The sequence below is a fragment of the Paenibacillus sp. 7541 genome (assembly GCF_002276395.1).
GTDB lineage: Bacteria > Bacillota > Bacilli > Paenibacillales > Paenibacillaceae > Paenibacillus_AQ > Paenibacillus_AQ campinasensis.
Genome location: NZ_NQLZ01000006.1, coordinates 24,420 through 38,997 on the forward strand (window position 1 = coordinate 24,420; position 14,578 = coordinate 38,997).

The 14,578-nt window shown below is 45.6% G+C and carries 10 protein-coding genes, 2 pseudogenes and 1 CRISPR repeat array (1 of these 13 running past the window's edge); of the genes and pseudogenes, 3 read left to right on the top strand and 9 right to left on the bottom strand.

Annotated features, from left to right (window positions below):
- Window positions 1–370: direct repeats of the CRISPR family, unit length 32 nt; unit sequence ATTTCAATCCACGCACCCGTATAGAGTGCGAC; it begins 1,338 nt to the left of the window's first position.
- A 251-nt stretch (window positions 371–621) separates the two neighbouring features.
- On the top strand, window positions 622–3,480 hold the full coding sequence (locus tag CHH75_RS04760; RefSeq protein WP_176475463.1) for a DEAD/DEAH box helicase family protein: 2,859 nt from the start codon (window positions 622–624) through the stop codon (window positions 3,478–3,480).
- A 131-nt stretch (window positions 3,481–3,611) separates the two neighbouring features.
- Here the strand turns inward: CHH75_RS04760 and CHH75_RS04765 are convergent, their stop codons facing one another.
- Together CHH75_RS04765 and CHH75_RS04770 are read right to left on the bottom strand one after the other, a co-directional pair.
- Window positions 3,612–4,082, bottom strand: a complete 471-nt coding sequence (locus CHH75_RS04765) for a DinB family protein (protein ID WP_095265443.1) — start codon at window positions 4,080–4,082, stop codon at window positions 3,612–3,614.
- A gap of 110 nt (window positions 4,083–4,192) precedes the next feature.
- The gene (locus CHH75_RS04770; RefSeq protein WP_095265444.1) at window positions 4,193–4,741 is read right to left on the bottom strand and encodes a delta-aminolevulinic acid dehydratase; all 549 of its coding nucleotides are present in this window, start codon (window positions 4,739–4,741) and stop codon (window positions 4,193–4,195) included.
- Between the two features lie 208 nt (window positions 4,742–4,949).
- Here CHH75_RS04770 and CHH75_RS04775 point away from each other — a divergent pair, with 208 nt between their 5' ends.
- Complete coding sequence (locus tag CHH75_RS04775) at window positions 4,950–5,729, top strand: hypothetical protein (protein WP_095265445.1); 780 nt, start codon at window positions 4,950–4,952, stop codon at window positions 5,727–5,729.
- A 57-nt stretch (window positions 5,730–5,786) separates the two neighbouring features.
- Here CHH75_RS04775 and CHH75_RS04780 read toward each other — a convergent pair whose 3' ends face one another.
- The 3 genes from CHH75_RS04780 to CHH75_RS04790 all read right to left on the bottom strand — a co-directional run bounded on the left by CHH75_RS04780 (window position 5,787) and on the right by CHH75_RS04790 (window position 9,172).
- Window positions 5,787–6,233, bottom strand: coding sequence for a WapI family immunity protein (locus CHH75_RS04780; protein ID WP_095397568.1), 447 nt, complete (start codon window positions 6,231–6,233; stop codon window positions 5,787–5,789).
- A 373-nt stretch (window positions 6,234–6,606) separates the two neighbouring features.
- On the bottom strand, window positions 6,607–8,403 hold the full coding sequence (locus CHH75_RS25465) for a flagellin N-terminal helical domain-containing protein (RefSeq protein ID WP_095397569.1): 1,797 nt from the start codon (window positions 8,401–8,403) through the stop codon (window positions 6,607–6,609).
- 199 nt (window positions 8,404–8,602) lie between these two features.
- Window positions 8,603–9,172 carry a GNAT family N-acetyltransferase gene (locus tag CHH75_RS04790; protein ID WP_176475464.1) on the bottom strand — a complete coding sequence of 190 codons (570 nt, stop codon included), beginning with the start codon at window positions 9,170–9,172 and terminating at the stop codon, window positions 8,603–8,605.
- Window positions 9,173–9,573: 401 nt separating this feature from the next.
- Between CHH75_RS04790 and CHH75_RS04795 the strand changes: the two genes are divergently transcribed.
- Window positions 9,574–10,323 carry a class I SAM-dependent methyltransferase gene (locus CHH75_RS04795; protein WP_095265449.1) on the top strand — a complete coding sequence of 250 codons (750 nt, stop codon included), beginning with the start codon at window positions 9,574–9,576 and terminating at the stop codon, window positions 10,321–10,323.
- Between the two features lie 255 nt (window positions 10,324–10,578).
- Here the strand turns inward: CHH75_RS04795 and CHH75_RS04800 are convergent, their stop codons facing one another.
- The 4 genes and pseudogenes from CHH75_RS04800 to CHH75_RS25155 form a co-directional block, all read right to left on the bottom strand.
- A complete protein-coding gene (locus tag CHH75_RS04800; RefSeq protein ID WP_095397570.1) occupies window positions 10,579–12,315 on the bottom strand; it encodes a recombinase family protein in 1,737 nt (578 codons plus the stop codon).
- 1,184 nt (window positions 12,316–13,499) lie between these two features.
- Window positions 13,500–13,739, bottom strand: a pseudogene (locus tag CHH75_RS25150) (GTP cyclohydrolase); the annotation flags it as partial.
- 154 nt (window positions 13,740–13,893) lie between these two features.
- A complete protein-coding gene (locus tag CHH75_RS04815; RefSeq protein WP_155609839.1) occupies window positions 13,894–14,295 on the bottom strand; it encodes a hypothetical protein in 402 nt (133 codons plus the stop codon).
- 4 nt (window positions 14,296–14,299) lie between these two features.
- Window positions 14,300–14,479, bottom strand: a pseudogene (locus tag CHH75_RS25155) (group II intron reverse transcriptase/maturase); the annotation flags it as partial.
- Window positions 14,480–14,578: the final 99 nt, after the last annotated feature.

Here is a 14,578-nt window from a genome sequence, read left to right on the forward strand (position 1 = left end):
ACGACCCATTTCAATCCACGCACCCGTATAGAGTGCGACCGTTAGAAGACGCATGGGAACGTATCCTCGCGATATTTCAATCCACGCACCCGTATAGAGTGCGACGTCTGTGCTTACTTTTACTTAAAGCACCAGGGAATTTCAATCCACGCACCCGTATAGAGTGCGACAAGCACGACCTGGACGCGCTCCACTCCCTGACAAGCATTTCAATCCACGCACCCGTATAGAGTGCGACATGATACAAAAACCTATCTTTTTTCTTCTCTACCATTTCAATCCACGCACCCGTATAGAGTGCGACCTGTTGTGGCTTAAAGACTTGATTAAGTGGTGGTATTTCAATCCACGCACCCGTATAGAGTGCGACAGCACACCTTATAACCCATTGTTGTACAAGGCTTTATAAGTTCAAAAGTGCGAACCTCCTTTTTAGCATACTATAACCTCCCCCTATTTTCTACCAAATCGGCTGAACCCCTTGCGGGACGCGGGGTGCGAACCTCCCAGGGATTTCATGTGCGCTTGGGGTTCGCACCAGGGAAGCTGGTATTCCTCAACATGATAGGCTGCATTCTGGTAAAATGTAAACAGCATACCCACCATAGAAAGGATGCCATTATGAAATCATTCCCAGCAAATCTCGCTTTTATCTATCCCTGGAGAAGCTATCAGCAGAAGGTGCTGGACCAGCTTGACCGCTATTTGAGCAATCGTCATTTTCATCTTGTGGCACCTCCGGGATCAGGCAAAACCGTGGTTGGACTCGAAATCATAAGGCGGCTGAATAAGCCAACATTAATTCTAGCACCGACGATCACCATTAAGGAGCAATGGATTGACCGGTTAGTGAAGCTGTTTATGCAGGAGCAGGAAACGCCGGATTGGATTTCCGGTGATTTGCGCAATCCTAAATTCCTGACAGTCACCACGTATCAAGCTCTTCACAGCCTGGTTTCGCAGAACGGCTCAACTGGAGACGAGGACGGGTTCGAGTATGACGTAACCGGAGTGGACAGTGTGGAGGGAGAAATGGATGAACTCCTCGATGAGCAGCTGCCCGAGGAGGACATGTCTGAAGAAGGCGGCCATTCATCCATCGAACATGGCGGCGAAACAGCTGGAAGCGCATCAGTGGACTGGCCGAATTCTCCAGCGGAAGCTTCATCGGTATCCGGCAGGGCGGTTGATATAGAGGCTGTCTTGAGGCAGGTTGGTTATGAAACCCTTGTGCTCGATGAAGCCCACCATCTGCGTGCTGAGTGGTGGCGAAGCACCATGGCTTTCCGCGATCGGCTCACGCGCCCTAATCTGGTTGCATTGACCGCCACTCCGCCTTACGATGTGTCCCCTGCCGAGTGGCAGAAGTATATCGAATTGTGCGGCCCAATTGACCTAGAGATTAGCGTGCCCGAGCTGGTTCGTGAAGGGGATCTATGCCCCCATCAGGATTATATTTATTTCTCTTCACCTGCTGCAGAAGAGCGAAAGCGAATCCATGCTTTCCAGCGAGAAGCCCATGCGGTTCGGAGCAAGCTTCTGGAGAATTCCGCGTTCCTGCGGATGGTAGAACAGCACCCGTGGGTTCGATCGACCACCGACCATATGGAAGCCATTTTATCGCGACCTGGCTATTTTTCGAGTATCGTTATTTTTCTAAAAGAAGCGGGAAGTTCGCAGTGGAAGCCACTGCTCCACGTTCTGGGCGCTGACCCGAAATCGATCCCGAGTCTTACTCTGGAATGGCTGGAAGAGCTGCTGAACGGCGTTCTATTCCAGGACAACCTGATATCCAAGCGACAAGAAGACCAGGAAGTCATCCAAGAAATTCGGACGTGGCTGCAGCGCATGGGCGCCGTAGAGAGAAGGAAAGTATATCTGCAATCGAACCGGAAGCTGGACCGCCTGCTTGTAGGCAGTGTCTCCAAGCTGCAGAGCATTCAGAACATTGTTCAGTTTGAACGACAGAGCCTGCATGAAGAGCTGCGGATGGTGGTACTGACCGACTATATCCGGCTTCCGGATCTTCCTACAAGCGCAGATGATGAGAAGCCGCTGAATCGACTGGGCGTCATTCCGATATTTGAGAAGCTCAGGCGCGGCCAAACACCGAACCTCAAGTTAGGTGTGTTAACCGGCTCCATCGTCATTCTCCCAACAAGTGCTATGCCGGTATTGGATGTCATATGGCAAGAGAGAGGCGCTCCGGGAACATACACGCATCACCAGCTGCCGCATGACCCTAATTACGCCGTGCTCCGCTTGCAGGGGAAAACGAACCAGCTCACAGTCAGCATGATAACCGAGCTGTTCAGCCGCGGGGAGATCCATGTCTTGACCGGAACAACTGCGCTGCTGGATGAGGGCTGGGATGCCCCTTGCATTAACTCCTTGATTCTGGCCTCTTATGTCGGCAGCTTCATGCTGTCCAACCAGATGAGAGGAAGAGCGATCCGGACCCAGCCGGGGAACCCCGGCAAAACATCCACCATCTGGCACCTGGTCTGCACCGAACCCCGGCTGCATGGCCAGGAGTACGATTATGATATGAACACCCTGGCCCGCAGATTCAAGACATTTGTTGGACTGTCGAATAAAGGAAATGCCATCGAGAACGGCATAGACCGAATGGCACTGGAGCCGCCGCCTTTTCAAGAGGACAGCATCCAGCGAATGAACGACATCATGCTGACACTTGCGGGAGAACGTAAGCACCTACAAGAGCGTTGGGATCGCGCGATAGCCCGTGGTCAGAATGGAAGAATGGTTGAGGAGATCAGGATGGAAGCCGAGGTGATGCCGAAGCCTTTTGTATGGATAAACACGCTGCGAGCGCTGCTTATTCAGGCAGGATTGATCGGAGTGGTGACCTTTTCCCGGCTGTTAAGTGGAATCAACGGTGGGGTCCAGGGGTCGTCCAAAGCCTTTCTCGGTTTCATCACATTTGCAGCCATCATTGGTATATTAGCGGCGCTGCCTTATACATTCAAAGCAATCCGCCTGTTTATCCGCAACGGGACGGTCGAGGACAACATGAAGCATGTTGGAGAGGCTCTGCTCCTCACTCTGACCCAGATAAACCTGATAAAGACCCGGAAAGAAGTGACCGTACAGACAGACCGTGATTCTAACGGCTACGTATACTGCTGGCTTGAGGGCGGGACCACCTATGAGCAGACTCTGTTTCTGGATGCGGTCCGGGAGCTGTTCGATCCGATTGAGAACCCGCGTTATCTGCTGCTTCGCAAGTCCAAGCTCGGCCCGATTAACCGGGAGGATTATCATGCAGTACCGCAATGGATTGGACGCAACAAGGAGAATGCCGAATTGTTCTGCCGGCAATGGAACCTTCTCGTAGGCCAGGCCGAGGTGAGGTTCACTCGTAACCTGGAGGGCAGGCAGCTGCTGCTCAACGCCCGAATGAAGTCCATGTCCTCCTCCTTCGTTCACAGAACCGAGCGGTTGAGTGCGTGGAGATAATCTGACCTCATGAAGCATATACAATAAACAAGAGCCTTTCTCCCACTTCTGGAGGTGAAAGGCTCTATATATCGTTGTGAATAGATGTTCATCGTATGTATAACCCAGGTAAGGATACGGCCATTATGCCATTAGACTTGCCTCTCCTGCTTTAAAAAAGCTTCGACCTGCTGTCTATGATGCGCATCATGATGAATGAAGATGTCTACAAATCTCTTATATGTATACTCTTCATTGTCGATGGTTAGTTTCAAGTCATCCTCGTATCTTTCCTCTAATAATTCAAGCAGCTTCTTGCGCGTCTCCACCACGTCGTCAATGAGGTTCTCTAGACAATCGTAGGACTGCGCCACGACCTCAGCTTCCCGATTATGCTCCTCGATATCAACGAATAACAACACCGCCCCCTCGTCCATGCGGGGAACCATCACTTCCAGGCTATTCTTATCCCAGTGCATGATGTGGGTTAGAATCTCCCGAAGCGACCACTTGCCTTCGGCTATCGGCTTCCGCCATACGTCTTCAGCCGATTGCTTAAGACTCTCGACCCAAGGTACAAAGCTTGAGAACTCGTCCAATACTTCCTTCTTCTTAACAGCCATACACAACGCCTCCGCGATCCATATTCTCCCACCTATCATTAGCATACTATAATATCCCATATAAAAGCAAACAAATGTTCCTATTTAGAACTAAAATATGAGCGCCATGTTCATTGATACAATCGATACATCGACATATCCTCGTCCACCGCACGGGCCAAATGGAAGGCTTCTTTTATATCCTTCTTGTGGTGAATCATTTCATAGAAGAAGCGAATGACAAACATAAGCGCCATGCTCCCATCCGGATAATCATCCGGGCCGATATAAGCTAGGCACCCGGACTCCATAAACGCCTTGGCTGTTGCCGGGTCTCCCAGTGTGCAGCCGCTGGCGATCACAGTTTTTCCATGAAGCATGGCAAATCGCTTGATTTCACCAGGTCCAAAATCTCCGTGCGGTTCCCCGTCTTCATAGATACTTTCGTCCAATTCGGGCATGATCAATTTCCCCTCGTCACCATGAAAATTGAGGAGAATCATATCGGTATCCGGATAGAGGTCTTCACCCGTCAATACCGAAATTAAATCATGGGGCCTTCCCACCCAATATGTAAATACTCTGGCTCCAAAATACTCCAGCGAAGCACGAACCGCCTGGGTTTCCATATCACAATCCGGCCCGCACACGAGAGCCACGTTCATTTCCGGTCTGCCCATCTATGATCCTTCCCCTTTTCTATAGAATCAGAAGCCGAAAAGATATATTTGTGAATATTCAATGGTGGATTCCTTCGCCATCCCAATGCGCACGCACTGTTCAAGAACGCCGCTCACATATCATGCTAGATTATAGAGGAGAATCCGTTCGTTTGGCGAATAATTCCAAAGAACTATTTCAATCAGGACTAAGGAGCGAGAAATAGCTATGTGGGCGGATTTGGCTGCATTCATTAAAGCGAATACGACAGAGACCCTTTTAATTTCAATTATCGGTACAATTCTTGTCTGGATGTATAAACAGTTCAAATCGATGATTGACAGCAAGGAGCAGGACAAACTCAGAACTGTACAGTTGAAGCTGGGACTATTTACGAAACTTGAGACAAGCATCGCTAGCACATTGCATCTGAATAATGAACAGAGCAGACAGCACATGTTCACCTTGATCGGAGAATGCGGACCTTACCTATCTGATATGCAGCGCACCATCATCCGAGATTACTACAAGGCGTTCGACTCAGCCGTTCTCAGCTCTCTCCAAGCATTAATCGTGAACGAAGTGGACAAGCTCAAACGCCAGTTGGATATCATCATCGATGACCAAGAAGGCGCGGATATGATCAACTATATCAGAAGATTGTGCGCCCCATTTTGGCCTATAATTTTATCTATTGCACTCATAATAATGATTTGGATCATTGCTATGGTTTGGAGTCAGGGTGATAACTTATGGATAAGATTAAACTATTTAGCCTTGGGAATAACACTGTTGGTTTCAACAACGTTTATTATCAGCATGCTCTCTCTATTGAAAACTGACAATGTAAGGCAAGGGGCTAAACGTTGGTTGGTTATCATAGCGGGTATTATTTCTCCCGCATTGTTTATTTTCATTGATCTCTCTCTGATCCCACTTCTCATACAAATCGCAATGTTTGTCTATCTATCACGCAGCAAACGGCCAATCGAAATTATCAGACCGTGAGAGGCAAGGAGGAGCACTGCCCCTGCATTCCATAAGCGGGGATAGCCAAGTCCATCCCTATCCTCCCCGCTTCCCCTCCATCCCGCCATACTGCCGCACAATCTGTTCCATATCCTCCAGGGCAGATATCATATAGCTCTGGTCGCTCTCCATTTCAAACAGCAATTCATTGTCCTGATCAGGACGCTCCTTGAACTTGCCCGTGATGAGCACCTGCCCTTGGGCATTAAAGGTCAATTTCATCTCCAGGCTGACATCATAATTGGTAAACTCCACTTCACCGCCCAGGCGCTGATAGCAAGCTTTTAACTGATCATAGAAGAGGGAGATCTCTCCGGTCGTGACGTACATTTCCCCTTTCACCGAATATTTCCCGCTCTTAATCTCCACGCTGGCCTTGGCGTCATATCCACCAAAATGGCTGGTCGCTTCAGGGAAGCCATACACTTCTTCCAGCTGAATCTCAATATGCCCCTGTTTTGCTGCTATACGAAATCCGTTCATCGTCTCCACCTCTATTCATGACCGTATTTCATTCATTATACGAAAAAAGCAGCGTCCTTGAACAATGCCAGCCGGCGTTCCTGCCAACGAACCGGCGTTGTTAGGACAGCAACAACGAAGCAGATGGGCAGAGAGCGGAAAGTGACCAAAGAGGGTAGAGGAGGGTACGTGGCGGAGGATAAAAAAACGCTCTGCATGCGCAAGGATGCGCAAGCAAAGCGTGCTTCGGTGGTTCTCAGTTGGGTTCAACTTTCAATAGGTTTAGTGGCAGAGCCATCTATAAGCTCTTACAACAATAGGTGCACCAGAAGTTCTTGGTTGACCTTAAGAGTGCCCATCGCCTCTCCTTTATGTATATGGGACGAATGTAAGATTAAGATTTCAATAACTGGAGGACCGCTTGGGGATGCTGATTGGCCTGTGCCAACATCGCTTGAGCCGATTGAGTTAACAGGTTTGTTTTCGTCAGACTTGTCATTTCTTTAGCCATGTCTGCATCTCGTATGCGAGATTCGGCTGCTGTCATATTAAGAGCCACATTTCCCACATTATTCATCGTGTGTTCCAAACGATTTTGCATAGCACCATACAACCCTCTATAATTTAAAATCCTTTCAATCGCTCCATCTGCTTGAGCTAATGCTTTCTCTGGTATGGCAGGTGGAGATACGCCCAAGTCTGCAATCCCCAATTTTTGCGAACTCACATTAAATAGAGGGATTGAGATTACTTCACCTTCATTAGCCCCGGCTTGGATGTCAAGCGTTTTAGTCGTGTAGTCAATATCTGTGATGTCCGTTAAGACCGTAGTTTCAATTTGCTGCGTCACAACAGTTTCTCGCGTTCGTTCAAACACATCAACATTCAGCGAGAACGGGCCGTAATGGAATCCAAGTGTTATACTTCCACCTTGAGGGACGGACAGATCCCAATCAAAATTAATTCTAGGCTGTCCTGATGTCGGATTGTCTACGCTAATTTCTGTTGGCGGGAGCCCAAGCGCATCATTAAATATGATGTCAGCATTAGCATCCGTACCCGTCATATGAAACGTGCTTGGCGGGGTTGTAATCTGAGTTCCAGAAGCTATAGGATTTCCACCACCATCGGTAATCGTCGAATTCGAAGGAGGGTTAACCATATTCTGAAGTTTAATATTGGCATCAGACGAATCTCCATTAGTTATCACATAAGTAATCTCCATGGAATTGTCAGCTGTTACTGTCCTATACCTCGTAATCGATATATCAGTGTTGGGAAACCGCATAAAATCCCAGGCCGGAACAGTACCCGGGTTACTACGAGAAGTATATATTAATTCTCTCGAATTTCCGTTCACTTCAATATATTCGAGCAGCGAACCATAGGCATTTCCAAACCCTTTCGGTCCGAAAATAGTATCATTCCTTCCTACCGAGTAAATGATTTGGGTTTTTTCAAATTCCGGATCGTCTGTAGGGGTCAATGTTTCATACACACTGACATTGGTATCTGTCTTCGTCGTTGTTAGAATATCAACGTTGCGCTCATTATATCCTTCTCTTCCATCCGGCAAAACGATGGATGCTGTACTATTTGTATTCGAGTAAGAATGGTTAGTATCCGTTGTGTCAGTGCTTCTTACTAAATGCCTTTCTTCCGGGAGGGTGCCTTTTGGTTTGTATTCCACAATGGTCTGTACCGAGGTTGCTGGCGACGGGTTACTCACTGATACATCAATATTGCTGCTTGAACGATCAGCGAATATGACATGGTCGACCGACAACAAACCTATCGTATTAAACTGCGTTTTTTCAGAGATACTGTTAATTTCCTCCGTCAGCTGACGGAGCTCTTGATCAATCTTCTGTCGATCGTTATCGGTAAGTGTATCATTTAAGCCACGAACTATTAATTCTCGCTGTCTTTTTATAATATCCGTGATTTCTTGTAATCCGCCTTCCGCTGTTTGAATTAAGGAGATACCATCCTGAATATTTCTCTCCGCTTGATTCAATCCACGAATTTGAGACCTCATCTTTTCGGATATCGCCAAGCCTGCCGCATCATCTGCGGCTTTATTGATACGTCGTCCGGAAGATAATTTCGCTAATGAATTGGATGTCGATCTATGATTCTGGTTTAACCTATGTAAAGTATTAAGTGCAGGAAGGTTATGTGAAATTCTCATTTTCCACCGCCTGTAGTCATATAACACAATTGTACTTTTTCTTTAATTAGTAGATTATACCATCGAATAATTATTATGACGATAACACGAACGATATAAGCTGCATAAAATAGAATTTATATCGCGCTCAGCTACGCTCAATAACTTTATATCCTGCTCCAACAATTCGATTAGCATGGGCGTCACAATGGTCCCCAAGCTATTCGTTTAGCACCTTCTCCATCTTATAAAAGCCGTCCAGCCCATACTTGTGGTATTTCTTCGGGAGCTCGACTTGATCCGTCTGACGTAACCCGAACTTTTCATATATCCTCTTCGCCTCACGATTCTGAAACTCCACGGTTAATACCAGCTTATGATATCCCGCTTCTCTGGCCAGCTCCTCCGCTTTCCTTAGCAATTCTACCCCGAAGCCTCTGCCTCTGCACTCCTCGAACACAGCCAGGTTGGAGATATAATATTCGTCCTCCTTATTCATGACGGTCAAATACTTTTGCAGTCCGGAACGAAACATCATTTTGATGGCATTGGTAAAGCCAGCTGTCTGAAACAGCTCTCTCCCGTATTTCATCATGTTTTTGTCCATCTGCTCCATATCTATAGTAGGCACAGAGAGAAGTAGTCCGCATACCTTCTCATTCTCGATCTTCACAAGCATATTCTCACGGCTGAACAGGACATCCGGCTTGGTATAGAACACCTCGATGCAGTTATAAATCTCAGGCTCTCTAACGATAAAAAAATAACGGAAGATATTCTTTCCGGACATATACAAAAGCTTGATACACTCCGCATGCTCATCTGCCGTTGGTTTACGAATCATCATGATCCACTCCCTTTCCGCGGGTTCACTTAACCCATCTTGGCCAACATGATATCGATATAGATAACGTATGTTGAGGTATGCCTAAACAGCACGTAACATTGCCACATCTCTGTCCAAACTGCTTTTACTGAGTTGAGTGAGCAGCTCTCTTCGAACTATAATGGAATCAATCTTTCAAATGAGGTGTCGTGGATGACTTTCCGTATCGTTCGAGATATTTAGCTTTCGGGCTGGACAAAACGCGTACCAGCCATCAAGGGAGAAGTCTGCCCTTTTGATCTCATGAAGCTAAAGCATTGCATGATACAGTCCCTATTTTATCCTCATTGAAAGGTGGAGTAAAATTGAATCCATCGGATTACAGAACGTTTTATGATAAAGTCGGCAGGAGGAATGGCTGGGATTTCAGCCGAGTGAAATGCGTAACGGAAGATGCACCTTGGGATTTGTACCGAGAAGTCACAAATGTCTGCAAGAAATCGGACATATTGCTGGACATTGGCACTGGCGGCGGGGAAGCGATCTTATCCATTGCTGAATCCGCATGGCTGCTCATCGGGATTGACCGATCGGCTGGCATGATTGAAAAGGCAACTAGAAATGTTGCGAAATCAGGCAAATCGAACGTCCGCTTCTTCAAGATGGACGCAGAGCATCTGGAATTTCCGCATCGCTTTTTTGATATTGTCTCCTGCAGACATTCAGAATTTTCCGCGACAGAGGTCGCTAAGGTTATAGTGAACGGCGGTACATTCCTAACCCAGCAAGTAAGCGAAAACGATAAAATCAATATTAAAGAAGCGTTCGGCAGAGGCCAGGCATGGGGAACCACACCCGGCACATTAAAACAAACCTATCTGGATGCGCTAAGTAGAGCCGGGTTTAGCGACATTCAGTCGTTTGAATATAACGTGAATGAATATTACCAAACGGCTGAAGACCTGATATTTTTACTAAAGCATACACCCATCATTCCTGGCTTTGGACAGACTGAGGCTGATTTTCACATCCTCCAACAGTTTATAAAGGAGAATCAGACCGAGAAGGGGATTAAGACCAATTCGCATCGTTTCTTAATAAGAGCGAAGCTATAGCGGTTGGGAGGGGGGCCGTAAGGATGCTCGATATTATCGAGTGTCCTTTCTTGTTCTTGTAATAGTGTAGTGGACGTCCTTCTTACTGCATGGAGAACGGGAAAGCAGAACCTGACATTTCTTTACTATCAGACTCTTAATGGAACATAAAAAAGACGGCTTATAAAGCCGTCCTCCAACCTGTCTTATAAAATGCGGGACTCACCCGCTTCATTGCTGTTTGCACGTCAGTATACCTCAAACTATCTGTCATTCCTAACCAACAACACCACACACTCCACATGTGTTGAGTTGGGAATAGGAACATGAATCACTCCTTTCATTTACTGAGGGCTTTTTTCGATTTTGCCTGCCCATCTTGGCTTGAACGCTGCTCGTAAAGCCTGTTTTATAAATAAAAGTTAACTTATAAGGATTAGAGTTGCCATCATCAAGGCTCTCTCCAATTATAACTTTATCAACGACGCTCTCAAACACATTCCGGTCAAATGTAGACAGGATGGCATTCGTTTGAAGCACTTTGCGGAAATGTTCAATTCTTTTCTCGATATTGATTTCTTCTTGCGCCGCTTCCTCCAATCCCTCTCTTTCGTCGAGCAGTTCGGTCAACGTGGATTCGAGTTCCTCAAACTTACGCTCATATGTTGGGCGGTCTATTTTTTCTTCCAGATGCAAGTCGATCAGTTTACAGCGCTTATGTTCAAGCGCCTGAATTTCACTCATAATTTTGTTCAATCGCTTCTGATTGTTTTGTTCGCTAAATACGGATTCCATTCTGATAAAAAGTTCATCTAACGCATCCTTATGATTACTGCAAACTAATTTGTACGTTTCAATAAATGCGCCTTCAATAATTTTTTCTTCTATTCCTTTGCTATGCGGACAAAATCTTTTTCCCTTCTTCGTGTTAGTTGTACACTGCCAAATTGTTTTTTCATGTGAAGTACCACTATTCCAACTCCGCCGTGAGAAGTTGGAACCACAGAACGCACATTCCAACTTGCTGCTAAAAGCGAATTTCCTACTGTATTTTTCCCGTTTACTCCCTTGTTTAAGCTTAACGCGATTTTTTCCTCTACGGTGCAATATATCCTGTGCCTTGTTAAAGACTTCCTCACTGACAATAGGCTCATGATGATTTTTGATGTAGTATTGATCTTCCTCACCATGATTTTCGAGTCTGCGCTTGGAAATGGGATCAAGAGTAAACGTCTTTCCCTGAAGGAGATCACCTTTATATTTCTCATTCTTAATAATGCCTAGAACAGTTGTATCATTCCATTCGGGATTCCCTCTTTTCGTCTTATATCCAAATTCCATCAGTTCTTTTGCAATCACGTATGCACCAACACCAGAAATATAGCGCTCAAAGATGTAGCGTACAATCTTAGCTTCTTCTTCGTTTACCGATATCTGTTTGGTAACGGGATCATAGTCATATCCAAGGCAGCTTTGAAATCCAACCAGTTCCCCACGTTGCATTTTCATTTTCAAGCCCATTTTTACAATAGAAGAAATATTCTCAACCTCTTGTTGAGCAACCGAACTTAAAATGGTTAGTAACATTTCCCCATCCATAGTAAGCGTGTTGATATTCTCTTTCTCAAAAAATACAGCAACGTTTCTTTCTTTCAACATGCGAACATATTTCAAAGTGTCCACAGTATTTCTGGCAAACCTTGAAATGGACTTGGTAATAACCATATCAATTTTGCCATCCATGCAATCCTTTATCAGCCGTTGAAAATCATCACGTTTCTTCACTTGGGTTCCCGTGATGGCTTCATCCGCGTAAATGTCCACCAATATCCAATCGTTTCGTTGGCTAACCATATCTGTATAGTGAGCAACTTGCGACTTATAGCTGCTTAACTGTTCTTCCGTGTCGGTACTCACTCTGGCATAAGGAGCAACGCGCAGACGGTCTGGCCTTCCTCCAACACGATCTGATAGCTTCCGATTGGCTTTGATTACTTCAACTGCATACCCCATTGTTAAGGCTCCTTTCGTCTTATTATCACGATCAGTGTAATAAGAGTTAAGCAGACCAACAATTGTATGAATCAAGAAGTCAGGTCTGAAACAACATCGTATTCCTTCATGGTTTTGTTTTTGATAAGAGTAAACTCTTTTTCCGAAATCAATGACAGAGCAAATAATTGTTTCAACATGGCAATTTGCATGCTATATCTGATTAATTTTCGACTCATCATAACCCCCCCGTTTGGTTCATTACATCTAAAACAGAGATGCGACAAAGGACGATCACCTTATACGCATCTCTGTTCTTCCTTGTTTTGGTTGTATCGCATAAATCCAATTCCAGCGGCCGGTGGTTAACGGCCTCATAGGTATTGTCAGAATACCTCTCCCAGGATCGCTGCAAGCCGCCCCCATTGCGTGATCTGCCTAAAAGCAGAGCTGTGGCTGGACGGAAGTATCATTATCCCCCGCATGGGTCATCGCCTTAAATGGAACCACCATTTATTATTGCATGGACAAAAATCGCTCTCACCTTGTTGTCTTCTTTTCCGAAAAAAGGCAGGGTGGTCATGGCGCACCTGCAATTTGGCTTCCTAGACATGCGAGGAACGTACCGGAATGGATGGTATTTGATTTTCAAGGTACAGAAAAACAGCAGGGGACATGCCCCTCTATCATCCGTTTCATTTTGAAGCCAAAATCGGACCTTTCTGCGAAAAAAATAAATCGGAGAGGATAGAAAGCTCTTTGTACAGATTAGAAATCTTCGGCATCGTGAGCTATAATGATGGCGAGGTGATCACATTATGGAAGAAATGGTCCCAACAAGAGAGGTTCTAAGCTTTGTCAGAAAGCTCGAAAAAATGATGAATCAATTTGAGGGAAAATAATGTGAGTATTTCGAGATCATCATCCACATGCGCCGAGAGTTTAATCTCGGTTACAGAAAAGATGGGATGTATCTGTTGCCGAAAAAAATTAAAAATGGCCACTTAATGCTGTCGCGATTACATCTCGGTCAATAACCAGCTTTACATGTAAGGAAACTGAACAAAGTGAAGAAAATCCCGTTGAGGGTGGAAGCTAGTGAACTGGTGGATCCCGAAGAATAATTCAAGAGCTTAATGCGCTGCAGGTTGTTCAGATTACTCATTATATATAGGTGCTGGTCATTGTCCGCCGCTCGACCCTGCATGCAATGAATGAACAAGCTGCACTTGCTCTGCCCTCCTATTGCCAAAAACATCTCCAGTATGGCAGATGGAATGAAATCGAATTAAGGCGTGCTCTGCATTTTCGAAATCACCAAGGACTAGCACGCTCTATTGCTGAAGTTCAGCTAAATTAGCGGAAGATAGTTTCGCAATAATACGATCAAAATCTTCTGTTACCTCATTGCAATTAAGCCAGCAGTACCACTTAAACTCAGATGTTGTTTAACTGACATGTATAGACTCCATTTCGTTGGTTTTCTGGAAAAGTCTTGTCTTATCTTGTGCTTATATTGCGACAGTTATGTTGAGAGTTATCCTTAAGGGGCAAACTATATAGCCTGCGAATTAGTATCCAGGTATGGTTTCATCTGAACTAAGTACCTTTCTCAAAGACCGGAAAAGCTTCTTCTTTGGAAACTTGAATCATTTCTTGAGGGAATGTTTTCTTAAAGTACTTTTCTACTCTGTGATGGATATCTTTTTGATACCATTCCGAATGTCCATAGGCTTTGAACAACTGTGGCTTGCCGAGTCGTTCAGAGCGTTTCCCCATCAAACCATTCCCGATATTAAGTGTATCTATCCATATCCGATCTACGATACCTTCCAGTAACTTTGGGAAATCCGGAGTGAACGGCAGTACAGGTGAAATTGACGCTTGTATAGTTATCCCTACCTCATGTACTTCTCTTAATGCTTGAATTCCCAGCTTAATTCCCGGTGCAACCGGAGCAAAAAGCCGCTTTATATCTTCCCGATCGGTTTCAATTGTCATTGACAAAATGGGCTTCAAAGATAGGAGTAAGCACTTGGAGAAGAGCCTGTTGGATAAAGCGATCTACCACAGACGAAATGCCAAATAATCTGACTACGCCGTCGGGTTTCGGGATTTCGACCCTTCGGACTGGTGCCGTTTGATAGGCCCCTTCTAATAGTTGTTGTCGTATAAGCGGCCAGTGCTCATGGGGCTCGGAGTTTGCCGGACGACGCTTAACCATCACTTCAAGGCCCTCCGGGCTTCACCCATCTTTCCTTGGAAGAGTTCCGTCAGGAATTCT